This is a genomic window from Lysobacter sp. A286 (assembly GCF_054052105.1).
Window position 1 is genome coordinate 17,187 of record NZ_JBSVRJ010000005.1, and the last position, 16,064, is coordinate 33,250.

A 16,064-nucleotide genomic window follows, 5' to 3' on the forward strand; every position below is an offset into this window, starting at 1 on the left:
TCATGCCAAGGGCGCGTCGTCGAGATAGGTGTAACCGGTCAGGCCCGCTTCCAACGTCGCATTCAATTGGTCGGCCTCATCCGCGGGCAGGTTGGCGGCAGCTACCTTCTGCCGGTAGTTCGCACGCAAGTCGTCCACCTTGTAGCCGACGTAGTCCAGCATCACGTCGGTGGTGTCGCCACGACGTTGCTGGGCCAGCCGGTAGCCGCCGTCGGCCGCGCCGTCCACCCGCACCTCGACCGCATCGGTGTCGCCAAACAGGTTGTGGATGTCGCCGAGGATCTCCTGGTAGGCGCCTACCAGGAAGAAGCCCAGCCGGTAGCTCTCGCCGGGAATGAGCGAATGGATCGGCATCGAGGTGTCCAGCGTCTCGTTGCCGACATACGTGTCGATGCGGCCGTCGGAATCGCAGGTCAGGTCGGCGATCACGCCGCGGCGCTGCGGCGCCTCGTCCAGCCGCTCGATCGGCATGATCGGGAACACCTGCTGGATTGCCCACACGTCGGGCATCGACTCGAACACGCTGAAATTGACGAAGTACTTGTCGACCAGCCGCTGGTTGAGCTCGTCCAGCACGCTCTGGTGACTCTTCTCGCCCGGGCTGAGGCGGTCGCGCACGCCGTGGGCGATCAGGTAGAACAGGTCGTCGATGCGGGCGCGGTGGGTGAGGTCGATCTGGCCGAGCGCGTACGCGGTCAGACCTTCGCTGTGGAAATGCACCGCTTCGTGGAACAGCTCTACCGCCGGGCGCGCGTCCAGCTCCGCATGGATCCCGCGCAGGTGGCGGATCACCGCCGGCTCGTCGTCGTGCAGGTCCGGCACGCGGCCCTCGGGCGCCGGCTCCACCTCGGACACGTTGGCCACCAGCACCGCGTGGTGCGCGGTCATCGCGCGGCCGCATTCGGTGACGATCCGCGGCGGCGTGAGGTCGTGCTCGGCGCAGGCATCGGCCAGCGGCTGCACAATGTTGCTGGCGTACTGCTGCATGCCGTAATTGATCGAGTAGTAGCTGCGCGAACGGGTGCCCTCGTAGTCGATCCCCAGGCCACCGCCGACGTCCATGTAACGCACGTTCGCGCCCAGCTTCGACAGCTCAATCAGATAGCGCGTGGCCTCACGCATGCCACTGGCGATGTCGCGCACGTTGGAGATCTGCGAACCCATGTGGAAGTGAAGCAGGCCCAGGCAATCGGTCATGTCGGCCTCGCGCAGCCGCTTCCACAGGTCCAGCACCTGGCGCGGGGACAGGCCGAACTTGGCCTTGTCGCCGCCGCTGTTCTGCCACTTGCCCGCGCCCAGGCTGGCCAGCCGCATGCGCACGCCCAGACCCGGCTTCACGCCCAGCGCCTTCGACTCCTCCATCACCAACGCCAGCTCGGACGGCTTCTCGATGACGATGAAGGTCTCCATGCCGAGCTTGCGGCCGATCAACGCCAAGCGGATGTACTCGCGGTCCTTGTAGCCGTTGCAGACAATCAGCCCGCCCGGCCGGCTCAGCGCCAGCACCGCCATCAGCTCCGGCTTGCTGCCGGCCTCCAGCCCGAAACCCTCGCCGTGGTGCGAGGCCAGCGTGCCAGCGACGCCTTCGTGCTGGTTGACCTTGATCGGGTACACCGCGGTGTAGCCACCGGCATAGTCCGCCTCCGCCATCGCCTGCACGAACGCGCCCTGCAGCTTGCCCAACCGGTCGCCCAGGATGTCCGGGAACCGCACCAGCAGCGGCAACCGGGCGCCCTCGGCGCGAGCCTGATCGACGACCTCGGGCAGCGCGACCGCCGGACCACCGGCACCCGTCGGCAGCACCGTGACCCGGCCGGCCTTGTCGACGTCGTAGTACCCCTCGCTCCAATGCGGAATCGAATAGGCTTTGCGGGCCTGATCCATCGACCAGTGGGACATCGGTTTGCTACCAGCAGTGTGGGGGATTGGCATTCTATCGTCCCGGTGACCCGTGGGCGTCACAACGGAAGCCGGTTTACCCTGCCGTCATCAGGCACCGACCGCTGATCATGGGTCCGTCGCACGACGATCCATCACGAAAGCGCAGCGGATGGTTCGCTACAATTGGGGTTTAATTTCGACCCCACCAAATGGCGGCCCCGAGCGGGACTGCCCGATGGCGGCCTCCCCGAATACTGGACGAACCGCAATGACCCCCAACCCCTCCTGGCACTACGAGAACTTCGAGCCGTCAGGCTCGGCAATCGGTTTCCGCATCAACAAGAAGCTGGACGAGGTGCAGTCGCCATTCCAGAAGATCGAGATCTTCGAGACGACCGACTGGGGCAACCTGATGCTGATCGACGGCGCGGTGATGCTGACCACGCGCGACAACTTCCTGTACCACGAGATGATGTCGCACCCGGCGCTGTTCACCCATGCCGACCCGAAGCAGGTGGTGATCATCGGCGGTGGCGACTGCGGCACCCTGCGCGAGGTGCTCAAGCACCCCGGCGTGGAACGCGCGGTGCAGTGCGACATCGACGAGCAGGTCACCCGGATGTCGGAGAAGTACTTCCCCGAGCTGTGCGAGTCCAATGCCGATCCGCGCGCGCAACTCCTGTTCGACGACGGCATCGCGTACATGAAAAACTGTGCGCCCGGCAGCCTCGATATCGTGATCGTCGACTCGACCGATCCAGTCGGGCCGGCCGAGGGCCTGTTCAACAAGTCGTTCTTCGATTCATGCTTTCGCGCCTTGAAGGACGACGGCATCCTGGTGCAGCAATCCGAGTCGCCGCTGGTGCTGTTGGAGCTGATCAAGGCGATGCGCGCGGAGATGGGAAAGGCCGGCTTTACGTCGTTCCAGACCCTGCCGTTCCCGCAGCCGTGCTACCCCACTGGCTGGTGGAGCTGCACGCTGGCGAGGAAGTCACGCGGTTTCGACTTCCGCGAGGCCGACGCGCGCGCCAAATCCTTCGATAGCCACTATTACAGCGCCGACATCCACAAAGGCGCCTCAACCCTGCCGCCCTTCGTTGCCGCAGCACTGGGCGAGTAACCCTGGCCTGCCTACAGCGCGTCGCCGTCCAGTTCGCCGGTACGGATCCGGACCACCCGGTCCAGGTCCCAGACGAAAATCTTGCCATCGCCGATCTTGCCGGTGCCGGCGGCCTTCATGATCGCCTCCACCACGGTGTCGGCCTGGTCGTCGGTGATCGCGACCTCCAGCTTGATCTTGGGTAGGAAGTCGACCACGTACTCGGCCCCGCGATACAACTCGGTATGGCCTTTCTGGCGACCGAATCCCTTGACCTCGGTGGCCGTGATCCCGGCCACCCCGGCCTCTGCCAATGCCTCGCGGACATCGTCGAGCTTGAACGGCTTGATCACCGCCATCACCATTTTCATCCACTGCCTCCGGGGCTTGGGTACGATTGTCGACGAGGATAACGCTAGCGTTCCGTCGCCTGGGTTAGAGTAGCGGCTCCGCGGGGTCGGGCCATCAGGGTCAGACTAATCTGACCCCTGATCGCGGCGCCGACTGATGGCGCCGGACCGACCGGCACGCGAGGCTGGGACCATTGTTGCAGGAGCCCACCATGATCGATCTGAACCACATCGACGAACTCGCCCGCCGCCTTAGCGGCCTGGTCCCGGAAAGCGTGCGCGAGAGCCGTGAGGAACTGCAGCAGAACATCAAATCGGTGCTGCAGACCGGGCTGTCCAAACTCGACCTTGTCACCCGTGAGGAGTTCGAAGTCCAGCGCGCGGTGTTGCTGCGTACCCGCGAGAAGCTCGAGCAACTGCAACGCACGGTGTCCGACCTGGAGGCGCAGGTCGAGCGCGGTTCCGGCGGTGCAGCGCCGTCGTTTGATACTCCCGCCCAGCCGCGCCACTGAGTCGTCCCGATGAACCTGGCACTCGTGCACAGCCGTGCGCGATCGGGGGTGCGTGCGCCTGCGGTCCGTGTGGAGGTCCACCTTGGTGGCGGCCTGCCGTCGATGTCGATCGTCGGCTTGCCCGAAGCTGCCGTGCGCGAAGCCAAGGATCGGGTTCGCGCGGCAATCCAGTGCGCGCAACTCGAGTTTCCGACGCGTCGGATCACCGTCAACCTGGCACCGGCCGACCTGCCCAAGTGCGGCGGTCGCTTCGACTTGCCTATCGCCCTTGGCATTCTCGCCGCCAGCGGCCAGATCCCGCTTGAGGCACTCAGCGAGTATGAGTTTCTCGGGGAACTTGGGCTGACCGGCGAGTTGCGCGCCATCGACGGCGTCCTGCCGGCGGCATTGGCGGTGGGCAGTGCCGGACGCAAGTTGATCGTCCCGCTTGGCAATGGCGCCGAGGCGGCACTGGCCAGCCAGGTCGAAGTACGCACCGCGCGTACCTTGCTGGAGGTGTGCGCGATGATGAGCGGGACCAAGTCGCTGCCATCGGCGATCGCGATGCCCACCTCGCGCACTCGCGGCCCCGACCTCAGCGACGTTCGCGGGCAAACCCATGCCCGGCGCGCACTGGAAGTCGCTGCCGCCGGCGGCCATCACCTGCTCCTGGTCGGCCCGCCGGGATGCGGCAAGACCTTGTTGGCATCGCGGTTGACCGGCCTGCTTCCGGACGCGACCCAGGACGAAGCCCTGGACTCGGCCGCGATTGCTTCCATCAGTGGTCGCGGACTGGACCCGTCACGATGGCGCGAGCGTCCGTTTCGCGCGCCCCACCACACCGCCAGTGCGGTGGCGCTGGTGGGCGGCGGCGCCGAGCCCCGACCCGGTGAGATTTCCCTGGCCCACAACGGCGTGCTTTTCCTCGACGAACTGCCCGAATGGGGGCGGCACGCGCTTGAGGTACTGCGTGAGCCGCTGGAGTCGGGCGTGGTCACGATTTCGCGGGCCGCGCGCAGCTGCGAATTCCCGGCCCGGTTCCAGCTGGTGGCGGCGATGAATCCGTGCCCCTGTGGCTGGGCCGGCGATCCCAGCGGTCGCTGCCGTTGCAGCCCCGACACGGTGTTGCGCTATCGCGCACGCATCTCCGGCCCGTTGCTGGACCGGATCGACTTGCACGTGGAGGTTCCGAGGTTGCCGACATCGGCGCTACGTCCGGACGCTCCCGACGGCGAGCCAAGCCAACAGGTGCGCAAGCGTGTCCTGCATGCCCGAAGCCTGCAATCCGATCGTGCCGGGAAAGCCAACGCGCAACTCAGCCAGCCGGAAACCGCCGCGACCTGCCGACTATCCAACGCCGATCACGGTTTGCTGGAGCGCGCCATCGATGCACTCCAGCTATCGGCACGCTCGATGCACCGGATCTTGCGGGTCGCCCGGACCATCGCCGACCTTGCCGACAGTCCGCACATCCGCACCCCGCACCTGAGCGAAGCGATTGGTTACCGGAGAATGGACCGCGGCCAGGCTAACCAGGCCGCCTAGGAAGCCAGCTCAGTCGCCGCCGCAGTCCGCACAGATGGAACGACTTTCCATGGCGGCTCGCGATATCTCGCGTTCGCGTTCCCGCACCCGCGCGGTTTTGCAGATGCGGGTCTTCATGTTACTGCCGATTCTCTTCTCGTATTCGCAGACCATCCGGTCACCGTCATCGTCCGCGTTGGTTACTGCCGCGTCCTTGGCCACGGCTGCAGCGTCGGCCGGCGCACTCACCTGCCCCGCGTGGACAACCGACCCGGCCAGCAGAAGGCCGGAAAAGAGCAACACAATTACACCTTTGGCTTGCATGAATATCCCCCCTTAAAGACATACCAATTGGAAGTGTTTACGCGCGTATTCCACAGCGGTCAAGACTGCGTCGGCGCGTCGCATGTTATTCCGGCTGCCATACCTCATGGGCCGGATCGAACTCCGCAGTCTCCATGGTCCCGGCGCGCCAGCCAAAGCCGCAGATCGCCAGCGGTCCTTCCAGCAATGGGTCGAGACCGAAGCTACGCTCGATGTCGACCTCGTTGATCGCCGAGGTCACGAACGCCCCCAAACCCAACTCGGTTGCCGACAGGTAGAGGGTCTGCGACAGGTGCCCGCTGTCGAGCACCAGCGCCCGGTAGGCCTTGGCGTGGTGGCGGTATTTCCAGAAGCTGCGGCCAAAACGTGGCGTCAGCACCACCAGTACCGGCGCATTGGCGAACCAGTGCTGCCCGGCCAAGGCGAGTTTGGCGAATTCCGCCAACGGCAGCGCGGGCGCCGGCAACGGCTCCAATGCGTGATCGACCGGGTGGTAGTGGTATAGCCCGGGCGAGATACCTTCCACGTCCTGCACGATCAGGTACGCCTCGGTCGGGTGCAGGCCACCGCCGGAGGGACTGGTCTTCTTGAGGAACGCCGTGTCGTGACTGACCCGCACCTGCGCCTGCGCGGAGAACACGCGTTGCAGCATCCGCGCGAACAGGGCCTCCGGCAAAGGCCGGTCGGCATCGAAATTTCGACAGGTGGTCCGGCGCGCAAGCAGATCATCGAAATCGTTCCCCGCTGCACGCGGCAGATACAGGCGTGGTGCGATACAGGCTTGCTCGCCCACTTCCGCGGGAGGCGCACCAAATCGTTGGCGCAATTTATCCGCGGTCACCAGGTCGTTTTCCTGCATGGCCCGCACGCCATCAATCCCGTGCCAACGACTCTGCCGATGGATGAGCGCGGCCAGGGGCCACCAGTACGAGGCGCGAAGCACATCATCGCGCTCCCAGTGCACTGTGCGCTGCTCATCGGCAACCACCAACCCCTCACGCAGCAAACGCTCGAGAGCCCCGGGTGCATGGTCCGACAAGGTGTCGGCATCCACCCACTCGACAGGACTCAGGCCGCCGAGCAATTCGCGTTGCACAACATCCACCTCGACCTCGTGATCCAGATGGGGCGTCAGTGCCAGCCAACGCGACTCGCGGCTTAGTCCCGCGCCCCCCGTCAGTAGCGACGCCAGGCTGAAGCTGGCGTCCTCCCGCAACTCAAAAAACAGCACCGCGCAGCGACGCACCCGCATGCACCTGCCCCCCCCCGGCAATCCGGATCCTAGATCCACCGAGTATGTTATGAATCCGGCTCCATACGAACCGTCCACAGCGCGCCAGGACCTCAGGCCGGCCGCCAGCAGCAATTTTCAGGAAAGGGGAAACCATGACTAACCTGCACGACGGATCAGGGCACCCGCCGCTGGATCCCAGCGTCGCCGACAAGCTTCTCGAACTACTGAGCACCGACGATGAATTTCGCACCCTCTTCAAGCGGGATGCGGAGAAAGCGCTGAACCAGGTCGGCTACTTCCTGCCCGTCGGGGCGTCGCCCTTGCGCTGTACCCAGGTCGACCGCCTGGCCTCGAAACACGAGGTTGCCGAATCCCGCGAAGCACTCAAATCGCACCTCACGGCAGCAGGTCCACTGACCGTGATTTTTTGTTTCGAGGCAGGCAAGGTCTCATCGTTTCTTCGCAGCAGATAATCCGGCTGCATCGACGCCACGAAAGCCCGTCAGAGCCTTCGATCAATTGCCGTCACTGAGGGCCTGCCGGACATCGGCGACATTGATCGGCTGCAACAGCTGGCTATGTCCGATTTCCGCGTAGGCACGGCCCAGGTGGGCAGCCAGCCATCGCGTTTGCTGCCCTGCCTGCTCATCCTTCCCCACGGCCTCGTAGGCCGCGAGCAAAGCCGAATGCGCCTGCAGCAGCTCGAATCCGTCAATCTGTGGCTCCAGCAAGGCGATCGCAGCATCGTGATCTCCCTTCAGGCGCAGTTGGGTCGCCTGCACGATAACCAGCAGCTTGCCGGTATTGATGTCGTCCAACGCGTTGATCGCCGCTGCGGAGTGTTGCAGGACGTCCCCGGAAAGCGCGCTGTCACCACTGCGCTGGGCCAGGTAGGCCGCCATCAACAATCGGAAGGCGTCGCCTTGGCGCGCGGGTGAATTCACGTCCTGCAACCTCGCCTCGGCCGCGCGTGCAACCCGCCTCAGACTCGGGACGGACACGTCACCGGGCTTGTCTGCCAACGCAGCCGATTGGGCGATCAATTCAAAATTGTGCCGATGGAATTCATCCAGCGGAGCGGTGGCAGCCATCGCCTCGGCGGCTTTCTTGCGCGCAACCTCGAAGCGCTGCTGGTCGAGCGCGACCGATACCCGATCCAGGTTCATGTAGAAACTGGACGGGTCGCCTTCGCGGGGTTTCAGGACGTCCAGAATCTGCCAGGCCTCGTCGTATCGGCCGAGTGCTGCCAGCGCGGCCGCAGAATGCCGGGTGGGCTGACCGTTCCCGAGCCTGTCCGCAAGGCGGTACTGCTCGAGCGCGGCCGCCGGATCGCCCAGGGCGAACCGTATGTGCCCGATATGCCGGATCGGAAATGCACGCAACGGATCCTGCGGCACTGCGGCCGCCTCTGCATAGGGAAGTGCTTCCTTGAAGCGATTGGCTTCCAGCAGGTACCAGGAAGCATTCGACGCACCGGCAAAATAATCCGGATACAGCGATGCCAACATGCGCCACTCCTCCAGTGGCGTGCCGGTACTGGCTGTCTCGGCCTTCCATGCTTCCAGATACAGGCGGTCGCGCGGTGGCAGCGCGGCGCGCAGGGACAGCGCCTTGTCCAGGTAGGGCAATGCCGCCTTGTAATCGATCGATGACCAATGCAGTTGCACCAGCCCCATGTAGGCCAACGCAAATCCGTCATCAAGCTTGATTGCATGCTGGTAAAGGTGTTTGGCATCCTCCCATCGCTGCTCCGCGGTTGCCTTCCGGGCCAGTGCATAGGTCCGAAGCGCATCGAGGTTACCGGTCGTCACCTCCGGCAACGGTACTGAATCGCGCTGCACTCCCTCAAGGGCTTCGCCAAGGCGTTCACGCAACGTGGCGGTCACCTGGTCGATCGACGCCAGTGCGGACAACGCCCCCTTGCCGTCGGCGTATTCGGCATACACCGTGGTCTGGCTGTGAGGGTCGATCACCTCGGCGCTGACCCGCACGCGGCCACCAACTTCGGCCACCGTGGGCAGGATCACGGCACGGGCACCATCACGAATGGCAATCTCGGAGGCGAGGGCGCGGTCGAGCCCGGTGCCGGCCTTTCGCTGCATCCGCACCAATGTGGCTTGGGTCTTCAGATCACTGAGTACGTTGACGTGGCGGGACTGCTCCAAGCTGATCCGGAATGCCTGCTCAAGCGACGCGCTGAGCAGCGGTTGGTCAGTCAAGTTTCGCAGGTCGGCCAACACCACCCAGTCGCGCTCGTTGAAGGCAATGGCCGGTTGCGGCTTGGCCATCACCCACAGCCCTACACCCAGCGTGAGGACCATTGCCGCCTCGGCCACCAATGCTGCCGGCCTGCGCCATAAGGCGACGTCCCGCCAGGCCTTGGCGCTGCTGCATGGCGACCGCAATGGCGCCAATCCCGCCTCACCTACCTCGAACACCTCCTGGGATTTTGACACCCCCTTGAACCGCCAGCGCCCGTGCGACTGCCAGGACAGGCGCTTCCCACGCTCGCCCAGTTCGCGCGCTGCACGGTGGGTCAATGACTCGGCGGTGGCCGACAACAGGATCTGTCCAGGCCGGGCCATCGTCATCAATCGTGCCGCCATGGGCTTGGCCAGCCCTTCGACTTCGACCGGCTTGGCACCCATCGATACCGCTTCATCGCTATTGCGCCAGCTCAACACTTCGCCAACATGCAGGCCGGTGCGAGCCTCCAGTACAACGGCATGTGAAGTGCCCAGTCGGGCCAATCCGCGGTTGTAATCGAGCGCAAAGGCGAGCCCGTCGATGGGTCTTTCGAACAGCAACAGCAAGCCGTCGGAACGATCGATCAGGCGACCTGACCATTGCTGCAACAGTTCCAGCGTCAAGCGGTCGTGGGCACGGAACAGGTCGGCCGCGGCGCCATCACCCAGTCGCTCGACCCAGGCTGTCGAATCGACCAGGTCGGTCAGCAGGATCGTGCACAGCCTCGGTACGCCACTGGACGCAGCCGGGGCTGACGAGGCGGGATCAGAGATCATCTGGCAGGCTCTGGTTGCGACTGGACCGGAGATGCCTCTTGCCACTCCACCCGGTCGCCGCCCAGTCGTTTGGCCCGATACAACGCGGCATCGGCATCGGCGTACCAGTCGTTCCATTCGCCATCGGGAGCCACCAGGCAGGCTCCGGCGCTGAGCGCGCAAACCAGTGACTGGCCCTGCGAGACCTTCATCAGCCCCTGCACCGTGCCGAGCACGAAGTTCGCGTAGCGCAGCACGTCCCGGCGGGTATCAGCCTTGACCAATAGGCAGAACTCATCACCTCCCAACCGGCAGGCAACGTCCGCCGGACCGGTGACCGAACGAAGGATATTCGCCACGGCCTGCAGCACCCGGTCACCGGCAAGATGCCCATGATCGTCGTTGACCTGCTTGAATCGATCGCAATCGAACAACACCAGGCCAAGGCCACTGGTAGCCCCCCCGTTGCGCCGTTCTTCCAGGTGTTGCAACAGCCCTCGCCGGTTGTACAGGCCAGTCAATTCGTCGCTGTGAACCAGGGCTTCGGCCTGGCTGAGTTGCTGGCTGGTCGCCCGCAAACGGTCCATCGCCGCCTGCAAGTCCTGGTTGCGACGACGCAAGCGTCGAATCAACTCCCGCTCGTTGAACACGACGCGGGTGATCGCACGCCGCAGGAAATAGGAGATCAGCTTCGGACTGGTGTCGACCAGTCGCTGGAACTCCTCGTGGCGCAACTCCAACAGCTCCCCACCGGTGACGATATTGGCATCAGCACTGCGAGCATGATCGCCGATCAACAGTCCAAGCTCGCCAAAAAACTCGCGCGGACCGAAGCACTTCGCAATCAGGTCGTCGCCGAAATCCAGCTCGACCAGACCGCTGGCGATGACATACATCGTGGTACCCAGGTCGCCACGACGGAACAACGAGGTGCCAGCTTCCACACGGCGGGTGCGCGCGAGGGACGCAAATAAAGCGTACTCGTCGCTGGATAACTCGCCCATGTCCGGACCTCGTCCCTTGACTGCGCCCATGCCCATTGCAAATTCCACGTCCGCCATTGGCAGTGCTGGAACAGGCAATCAGCATAGCACCCAGCTGAACAGGCCATGCCACTCATCGGCGGCGCGCTTCGTCAATCTTTCAACTTGTGCAACGCGCTACCTTTGTGCGCGGCGACATGATCGGTTTTGTCGCTCTTGATCTCGTATTGCGGCTCATCCGCACTGGCTCGATGGGTATGGCCCTTGTAGTCGAAATCGCGAGTGTGGACCTTGCTGATGGTGCCACTCACGTGGCCCGCCTCCGAGTTCCAACTGACGTGGTCTCCAACTTTGTAATTGGACATGGGTCTCCTCGGATGTTTAGGGGCCAAATCCGCTACCTATCAGCCGTCGCTCATCGCGTTCGCCGTCGTGCACCCCTTCGAGTTGGAGCAGGGATTGCCGTTTCCCCACAGCTTTCTCGAATCTTCAAGATCCTTGCGCCGCTCCGCGACGGTTCTGCACACGCGCTCCTTCAGGTGGGTGCCGACGCGCGTTTCACGCTTGCAGACCAGGCGGTCCTCCTCGGCGTTGTGAATCTCCGCGCGGATCCACTCGAGCGAGTTGATCGCTTCGGTCCGACCCTTCTCGTCCAGGTCGAGCAACGAAGCCTTGCCCTCGATCAGGTGCAGCAGGTCGCCCTGCCGTCGCACCAGACGCTCCCGTTCGCGTTGTGACATGTCGTCGTAGGGAGGCCTGTTGGCGTCCACGTTCGCCCGGATCTCTATTTGCTGTTCGCGGATATCGGAGAATGACAGCGGCTCCTCAGCGGCTGACGCCGAGAAGCTGACGAACAGGCTCAACACTGCCGATGAAACCAGAACACGAAAATCCATGACCCCTACCCCTTGTCTTCAGATATCGTGAATCCACAATACCAGCATGGGGCGATTGTCAAACGTACATGTCTCGGAACGCGCCGAATCATGCCGCTGCGGCGCGTGCGGGTGCGAACTGCTCCTCCTCGGTCGAGCCCTTCAACGCGACGGTCGAGGACTGCCCGCCCTGGATCACCTGGGTCACCGCATCAAAATACCCGGTACCCACTTCACGCTGGTGCTTGACCGCGGTGAAACCTTGCGCGGCAGCGGCGAACTCGGCCTGCTGCAATTCGACAAACGCGCTCATCTGGCGCTCGGCATACCCACGGGCGAGGTGGAACATGCCGTAGTTGAGTGCGTGGAAACCAGCCAGGGTAATGAACTGGAACTTGTAGCCCATCGCGGCCAGCTCAACCTGGAACTTCGCAATCGTCGCGTCATCCAGGTTGCCCTTCCAGTTGAAGCTCGGCGAGCAGTTGTAGGCCAGCAGCTTGCCGGGGAACTTTGCGTGGATCGCTTCGGCGAATTTGCGTGCGAAGGCCAGGTCCGGCTTGCCGGTCTCGCACCAGACCAGGTCGGCGTACGGCGCGTAGGCGAGGCCGCGGCTGATCGCCTGGTCAATCCCCTTACGGGTTTTGTGGAAGCCTTCGACGGTGCGCTCGCCGGTGACGAACGCGGCGTCGTTGGCGTCGATGTCGCTGGTCAACAGGTCGGCGGCCTCCGCGTCGGTGCGCGCGACGATCAGGGTCGGCACGCCCATGACGTCGGCGGCCAGGCGCGCGGCGACCAGCTTCTCGACCGCCTCGCGGGTCGGCACCAGCACCTTGCCACCCATGTGGCCGCACTTCTTGGCGGAGGCCAGCTGATCCTCGAAATGCACGCCGGCGGCGCCGGCTTCGATCATGCCCTTCATCAGCTCAAACGCGTTGAGCACGCCGCCGAAGCCGGCCTCGGCGTCAGCCACTATCGGTTGCAGGAAGTCGATATCGCCCTGCCCCTCGGCGCACTGGATCTGATCGGCACGCAGCAGGGTGTTGTTGATGCGCTTGACCACCGCCGGCACCGAGTCGGCCGGGTACAGCGACTGGTCGGGGTACATCTGCCCGCCCAGGTTGGCGTCGGCGGCGACCTGCCAGCCCGACAGGTAGATCGCCTTGAGTCCGGCCTTGACCTGCTGCATCGCCTGGTTGCCGGTCAGCGCGCCGAGCGCGTTGACGAAGTCCGTGGTGTTGAGCGAGTGCCAGAGTTTGTTGGCGCCGAGGGTGGCGAGGCTGTGCTCGACGGCGACGGTGCCGCGCAAGCGCACCACCTCTTCGGCCGAGTAAGGGCGTTTGATACCGGTCCAGCGCGGGTTGGTGTTCCAATCGTGGCGTATCTGGTCTGCGGTGGGTTGGCTGGTCATGGCGTGGGTCCTTGGTCAGGTTGGTTGCTGGAGGTTGATGCGACGTCAGTCGAGGCGCTGGTAGGCCGGCAAGGTCAGGAAGTCCTCCAGGGTGTCGGCGTGGGTCAGGCGATCGAGCATGCCGATGGCCTCGTTGATGCGGCTGCCGCCGGGCAGCTTGCTGCGGTCGCCGAGCCGGGTCGGCAGCGCGATCAGGGCGCGGTCGAGTAGCGCGAAATCGATCGGGGTGCCGTCATCGAGGTGCAGCGGTTCGCGAATGTGTTGTGGCGATGTCGGCATCTCGGCGCCAAGGGGGCCTCGCTTGCTACGGGCCGGAAGATCGCAGTGATGCAGCCATTGCCATAACTGCGCTCGGGCGATCTCGGCGGTGGCGGCGTCTTCCATCAGCCAGTGGATCGGCACGCAGCCGGTGCCATCCAGCCACGCGGCGAGGTAACGGACGCAGACCTCGACGTTGTTGTCGAAGCCCGCGCGGGTGACCGTTCCCAAGGGCGGAGTGACCAGCTGATCGCGCAGCTGCCGCTCGCTGAAGGCCTGTACGTCCGCGCGCTGCACGTGGTGCTGGTTCGGCGTGGACATGCGCTCGTCAAACACGTCGCGGGCAATCGGGATCATTCCCGGGTGCGCGACCCAGGTGCCGTCGTGGCCGGCGGTGACCTCGCGTATCTTGTCGGCGCGCACCTTGGCCATCGCCGCTGCATTCGCAGCCGGGTCGTTGCTGATCGGAATCTGCGCTGCCATGCCGCCCATCGCATGGGCGCCGCGACGATGACAGGTGTGGATCAGCAGTTCCGAATAGAGGCGCAGGAACGGCTGCTCCATCGTCACCTGGCCGCGCTCGGGCAGGATCCTGTCGGGGTGGACACGGAAGGTCTTCAAGTAGCTGAAAATGTAATCCCAGCGCCCGCAGTTCAGGCCGGCGATCCGCCCGCGCAGGACGTGCAGGATCTCGTCCATCTCAAACGCCGCCGGCAAGGTCTCGATCAGCACCGTGACCTTGATCTGGCCTGCCGCCAGCCCGAGTGACATCTCGATGTGGCCGAGTACCTCGTCCCACAAGGCCGCCTCCTCCATGCACTCCAGCTTGGGCAGGTAGAAGTAAGGGCCGCGGCCCTTCGCCGCGAGCAGATGTGCGTTGTGGAAGGCAAACAGTCCCAGGTCGAACAGACTGGCCGACATCGGCTGACCATCGACCAGCACATGCTTCTCGTCCAGGTGCCAGCCACGCGGACGTACCAGCAACACCGCTTGCTCTGTCAACGGCTTGAGTGCGTAGTGCCTGGCCGGCTTGCCGTCGACCCCGGGGGTTGTGTATTCCAACGTGCCTGCGGCTGCGGCCCGCAGGGCGTGCTGGCCGGCCATCAGGTTGCCCCAGGTCGGCGAGGTGCTGTCCTCGAAGTCGGCCATGAAGCAATTGGCGCCGGAGTTGAGCGCATTGATGACCATCTTGGGGTCGACCGGGCCGGTGATCTCGACCCGGCGATCCAACAATGCAGCCGGCAATGGCGCGACTCGCCAGTCACCTTCGCGAATGGAGCGGGTGTCATCGCGGAAGTCCGGCAGCTGACCCGCATCAAAGCTTGCCTGGCGTGTCATCCGACGGGCCAAGCGTGCTTGGCGAGGCGCTTCAAAGCGCTGGTGGAGGGCTGCGAGAAACGCCACCGCTTCGGGCGTCAGCAAGCTTTGCTGATCGTTGGCTGTCGCGGTGATAGTCACCGTTGCGGTGGGATCTCGCGAGGCAAGAGGCCGTACTGCCGACATGCCGGTACTCCGTTGGGATGGGAGATCGACCATGCGGTTGCGTACTTGTATTTGACAACACAGATATTTCAATGTCTTGTATAATTTATACATATAACTGGATCGCAACTGGTGCCCAGCCTGCCGATCAGACCTTCAGCGCGTCCCCGACGAGAGTGCAAATGACTGCCGAGTCACCCGCGGTTCCGCGCTTTTCCTACAAGGGCGACCGGCTGAAGCCGCTGCGGGCGTTCTGCCAGACCGTGCGACTGGGCTCGGTATCGCGCGCCGCCGAAGCGCTATACCTGAGCCAGCCCGCCGTCAGCCTGCAACTGCAGGCTCTGGAGCGCGACATGGGCTTGCGCCTGCTGGAACGCAGCGGCCGGCGGTTGGTGATGACGCGCGAGGGCGAGGCACTGTATGAGCTGGCCCGGCCGCTGGTGGAGGGCTTCGACGAGCTCCCCACCGTATTCCGCGAGCGTGTGCGCGGGCTGGATGCCGGCGAACTCAACATCGCCGCCGGCAGCTCCACGATCCTCTACCTGTTACCCCAGATCGTCGCAGCCTTCCGTAGCGCCCAGCCAGAGGTGCGGTTGAACCTGCACAACGTCACCGGCGCCGGCGGCCTGGAATTATTGCGATCCGATGCGGTGGACCTGGCGGTGGGCTCGATGCTCGACGTGCCTGGCGACCTGGATTACGCGCCGGTGGCGCGTTTCGAGCCGATGCTGATCACCCCGTTGGACCACCCGCTGGCCTCGCTGAAGAAGCTGAGCTTGCAGGACCTGTCTCCCTACGGCCTGATCCTGCCGCCACAACGGTTGACCACCTACCGGATGGTCGATCTGGTATTCCAGCGCAATCGCGTGCCCTACAACGTCGCGCTGGAGGTTGGCGGCTGGGAGGTGATCAAGCAGTACGTGGCCATGGGGCTGGGGATCAGCATTGTCACTGCGATCTGTCTGGGCCCTGCCGACGCATCCCGGTTGGTAGCCCGCTCACTGTCGGACTACTTCCCGGATCGCAGCTATGGCGTGGTGGTGCGCAAGGGCAAGTACCTCAGTCCCCAGGCACGCGCGTTCACCGAGCTGATCAAACCGGATTTGTTCATGCGGCAGGATTACGACGCCACCGGGCAATCCCAGCGCTGAGG

15 protein-coding genes are annotated in these 16,064 nt (G+C 64.4%); 5 read left to right on the forward strand and 10 right to left on the reverse strand.

Features of this window, described 5'->3' with window-relative positions:
• Complete coding sequence (gene speA / locus ACW7G0_RS13395) at positions 1-1,899, reverse strand: arginine decarboxylase (protein ID WP_456990369.1); 1,899 nt, start codon at positions 1,897-1,899, stop codon at positions 1-3.
• A gap of 250 nt (positions 1,900-2,149) precedes the next feature.
• On the opposite strand from speA, the gene speE reads away from it, so the two are divergent.
• On the forward strand, positions 2,150-3,001 hold the full coding sequence (gene speE, locus ACW7G0_RS13400) for a polyamine aminopropyltransferase (RefSeq protein WP_456990371.1): 852 nt from the start codon (positions 2,150-2,152) through the stop codon (positions 2,999-3,001).
• Positions 3,002-3,012: 11 nt separating this feature from the next.
• On the opposite strand, the gene ACW7G0_RS13405 is transcribed toward speE, so the two are convergent.
• Entirely contained in the window at positions 3,013-3,351 is a 339-nt protein-coding gene (locus ACW7G0_RS13405) for a P-II family nitrogen regulator (RefSeq protein ID WP_456962884.1), read from the reverse strand.
• A 191-nt stretch (positions 3,352-3,542) separates the two neighbouring features.
• Between ACW7G0_RS13405 and ubiK the strand changes: the two genes are divergently transcribed.
• The gene (gene ubiK, locus ACW7G0_RS13410; protein ID WP_456990373.1) at positions 3,543-3,842 is read left to right on the forward strand and encodes a ubiquinone biosynthesis accessory factor UbiK; all 300 of its coding nucleotides are present in this window, start codon (positions 3,543-3,545) and stop codon (positions 3,840-3,842) included.
• A gap of 9 nt (positions 3,843-3,851) precedes the next feature.
• Positions 3,852-5,366: a YifB family Mg chelatase-like AAA ATPase gene (locus ACW7G0_RS13415; protein ID WP_456990375.1), complete on the forward strand. Its 1,515-nt coding sequence runs from the start codon at positions 3,852-3,854 to the stop codon at positions 5,364-5,366.
• A 9-nt stretch (positions 5,367-5,375) separates the two neighbouring features.
• Here ACW7G0_RS13415 and ACW7G0_RS13420 read toward each other — a convergent pair whose 3' ends face one another.
• Positions 5,376-5,669 (reverse strand): hypothetical protein, encoded by a 294-nt coding sequence (locus ACW7G0_RS13420; RefSeq protein ID WP_456990376.1) that lies wholly within the window; start codon positions 5,667-5,669, stop codon positions 5,376-5,378.
• Between the two features lie 85 nt (positions 5,670-5,754).
• Positions 5,755-6,921 (reverse strand): putative peptide maturation dehydrogenase, encoded by a 1,167-nt coding sequence (locus ACW7G0_RS13425; RefSeq protein ID WP_456990378.1) that lies wholly within the window; start codon positions 6,919-6,921, stop codon positions 5,755-5,757.
• A 134-nt stretch (positions 6,922-7,055) separates the two neighbouring features.
• Between ACW7G0_RS13425 and ACW7G0_RS13430 the strand changes: the two genes are divergently transcribed.
• Entirely contained in the window at positions 7,056-7,376 is a 321-nt protein-coding gene (locus ACW7G0_RS13430; protein WP_456990380.1) for an NHLP-related RiPP peptide, read from the forward strand.
• Between the two features lie 42 nt (positions 7,377-7,418).
• Here ACW7G0_RS13430 and ACW7G0_RS13435 read toward each other — a convergent pair whose 3' ends face one another.
• The 6 genes from ACW7G0_RS13435 to aceB form a co-directional block, all read right to left on the reverse strand.
• On the reverse strand, positions 7,419-9,926 hold the full coding sequence (locus tag ACW7G0_RS13435) for a putative peptide modification system cyclase (protein ID WP_456990382.1): 2,508 nt from the start codon (positions 9,924-9,926) through the stop codon (positions 7,419-7,421).
• The gene (locus ACW7G0_RS13440) at positions 9,923-10,909 is read right to left on the reverse strand and encodes a GGDEF domain-containing protein (RefSeq protein WP_456990384.1); all 987 of its coding nucleotides are present in this window, start codon (positions 10,907-10,909) and stop codon (positions 9,923-9,925) included. Before ACW7G0_RS13440 ends, ACW7G0_RS13435 begins: the two co-directional genes overlap by 4 nt.
• Positions 10,910-11,040: 131 nt before the next feature.
• Positions 11,041-11,253, reverse strand: a complete 213-nt coding sequence (locus ACW7G0_RS13445) for a DUF2945 domain-containing protein (RefSeq protein ID WP_456990386.1) — start codon at positions 11,251-11,253, stop codon at positions 11,041-11,043.
• A 39-nt stretch (positions 11,254-11,292) separates the two neighbouring features.
• The gene (locus ACW7G0_RS13450; RefSeq protein ID WP_456990388.1) at positions 11,293-11,784 is read right to left on the reverse strand and encodes a hypothetical protein; all 492 of its coding nucleotides are present in this window, start codon (positions 11,782-11,784) and stop codon (positions 11,293-11,295) included.
• Positions 11,785-11,872: 88 nt separating this feature from the next.
• Complete coding sequence (gene aceA, locus ACW7G0_RS13455) at positions 11,873-13,171, reverse strand: isocitrate lyase (RefSeq protein WP_456990390.1); 1,299 nt, start codon at positions 13,169-13,171, stop codon at positions 11,873-11,875.
• A 45-nt stretch (positions 13,172-13,216) separates the two neighbouring features.
• Complete coding sequence (gene aceB / locus ACW7G0_RS13460) at positions 13,217-14,932, reverse strand: malate synthase A (protein ID WP_456990392.1); 1,716 nt, start codon at positions 14,930-14,932, stop codon at positions 13,217-13,219.
• A 161-nt stretch (positions 14,933-15,093) separates the two neighbouring features.
• On the opposite strand from aceB, the gene ACW7G0_RS13465 reads away from it, so the two are divergent.
• The gene (locus tag ACW7G0_RS13465) at positions 15,094-16,062 is read left to right on the forward strand and encodes a LysR family transcriptional regulator (protein WP_456990393.1); all 969 of its coding nucleotides are present in this window, start codon (positions 15,094-15,096) and stop codon (positions 16,060-16,062) included.
• Positions 16,063-16,064 lie beyond the last annotated feature (2 nt).

Bases quoted from the DNA above. Each gene is read 5' to 3' on its own strand.
- ACW7G0_RS13430 (WP_456990380.1), top strand. From the start codon at position 7,056: ATGACTAACCTGCACGACGGATCAGGGCACCCGCCGCTGGATCCCAGC.
- ACW7G0_RS13420 (WP_456990376.1), bottom strand. From the start codon at position 5,669: ATGCAAGCCAAAGGTGTAATTGTGTTGCTCTTTTCCGGCCTTCTGCTG.
- ACW7G0_RS13445 (WP_456990386.1), bottom strand. From the start codon at position 11,253: ATGTCCAATTACAAAGTTGGAGACCACGTCAGTTGGAACTCGGAGGCG.
- aceB (WP_456990392.1), bottom strand. From the start codon at position 14,932: ATGTCGGCAGTACGGCCTCTTGCCTCGCGAGATCCCACCGCAACGGTG.
- aceA (WP_456990390.1), bottom strand. From the start codon at position 13,171: ATGACCAGCCAACCCACCGCAGACCAGATACGCCACGATTGGAACACC.
- ACW7G0_RS13440 (WP_456990384.1), bottom strand. From the start codon at position 10,909: ATGGGCGAGTTATCCAGCGACGAGTACGCTTTATTTGCGTCCCTCGCG.
- ACW7G0_RS13415 (WP_456990375.1), top strand. From the start codon at position 3,852: ATGAACCTGGCACTCGTGCACAGCCGTGCGCGATCGGGGGTGCGTGCG.
- ACW7G0_RS13450 (WP_456990388.1), bottom strand. From the start codon at position 11,784: ATGGATTTTCGTGTTCTGGTTTCATCGGCAGTGTTGAGCCTGTTCGTC.
- speA (WP_456990369.1), bottom strand. From the start codon at position 1,899: ATGTCCCACTGGTCGATGGATCAGGCCCGCAAAGCCTATTCGATTCCG.
- ACW7G0_RS13465 (WP_456990393.1), top strand. From the start codon at position 15,094: ATGACTGCCGAGTCACCCGCGGTTCCGCGCTTTTCCTACAAGGGCGAC.
- speE (WP_456990371.1), top strand. From the start codon at position 2,150: ATGACCCCCAACCCCTCCTGGCACTACGAGAACTTCGAGCCGTCAGGC.
- ubiK (WP_456990373.1), top strand. From the start codon at position 3,543: ATGATCGATCTGAACCACATCGACGAACTCGCCCGCCGCCTTAGCGGC.
- ACW7G0_RS13405 (WP_456962884.1), bottom strand. From the start codon at position 3,351: ATGAAAATGGTGATGGCGGTGATCAAGCCGTTCAAGCTCGACGATGTC.
- ACW7G0_RS13435 (WP_456990382.1), bottom strand. From the start codon at position 9,926: ATGATCTCTGATCCCGCCTCGTCAGCCCCGGCTGCGTCCAGTGGCGTA.
- ACW7G0_RS13425 (WP_456990378.1), bottom strand. From the start codon at position 6,921: ATGCGGGTGCGTCGCTGCGCGGTGCTGTTTTTTGAGTTGCGGGAGGAC.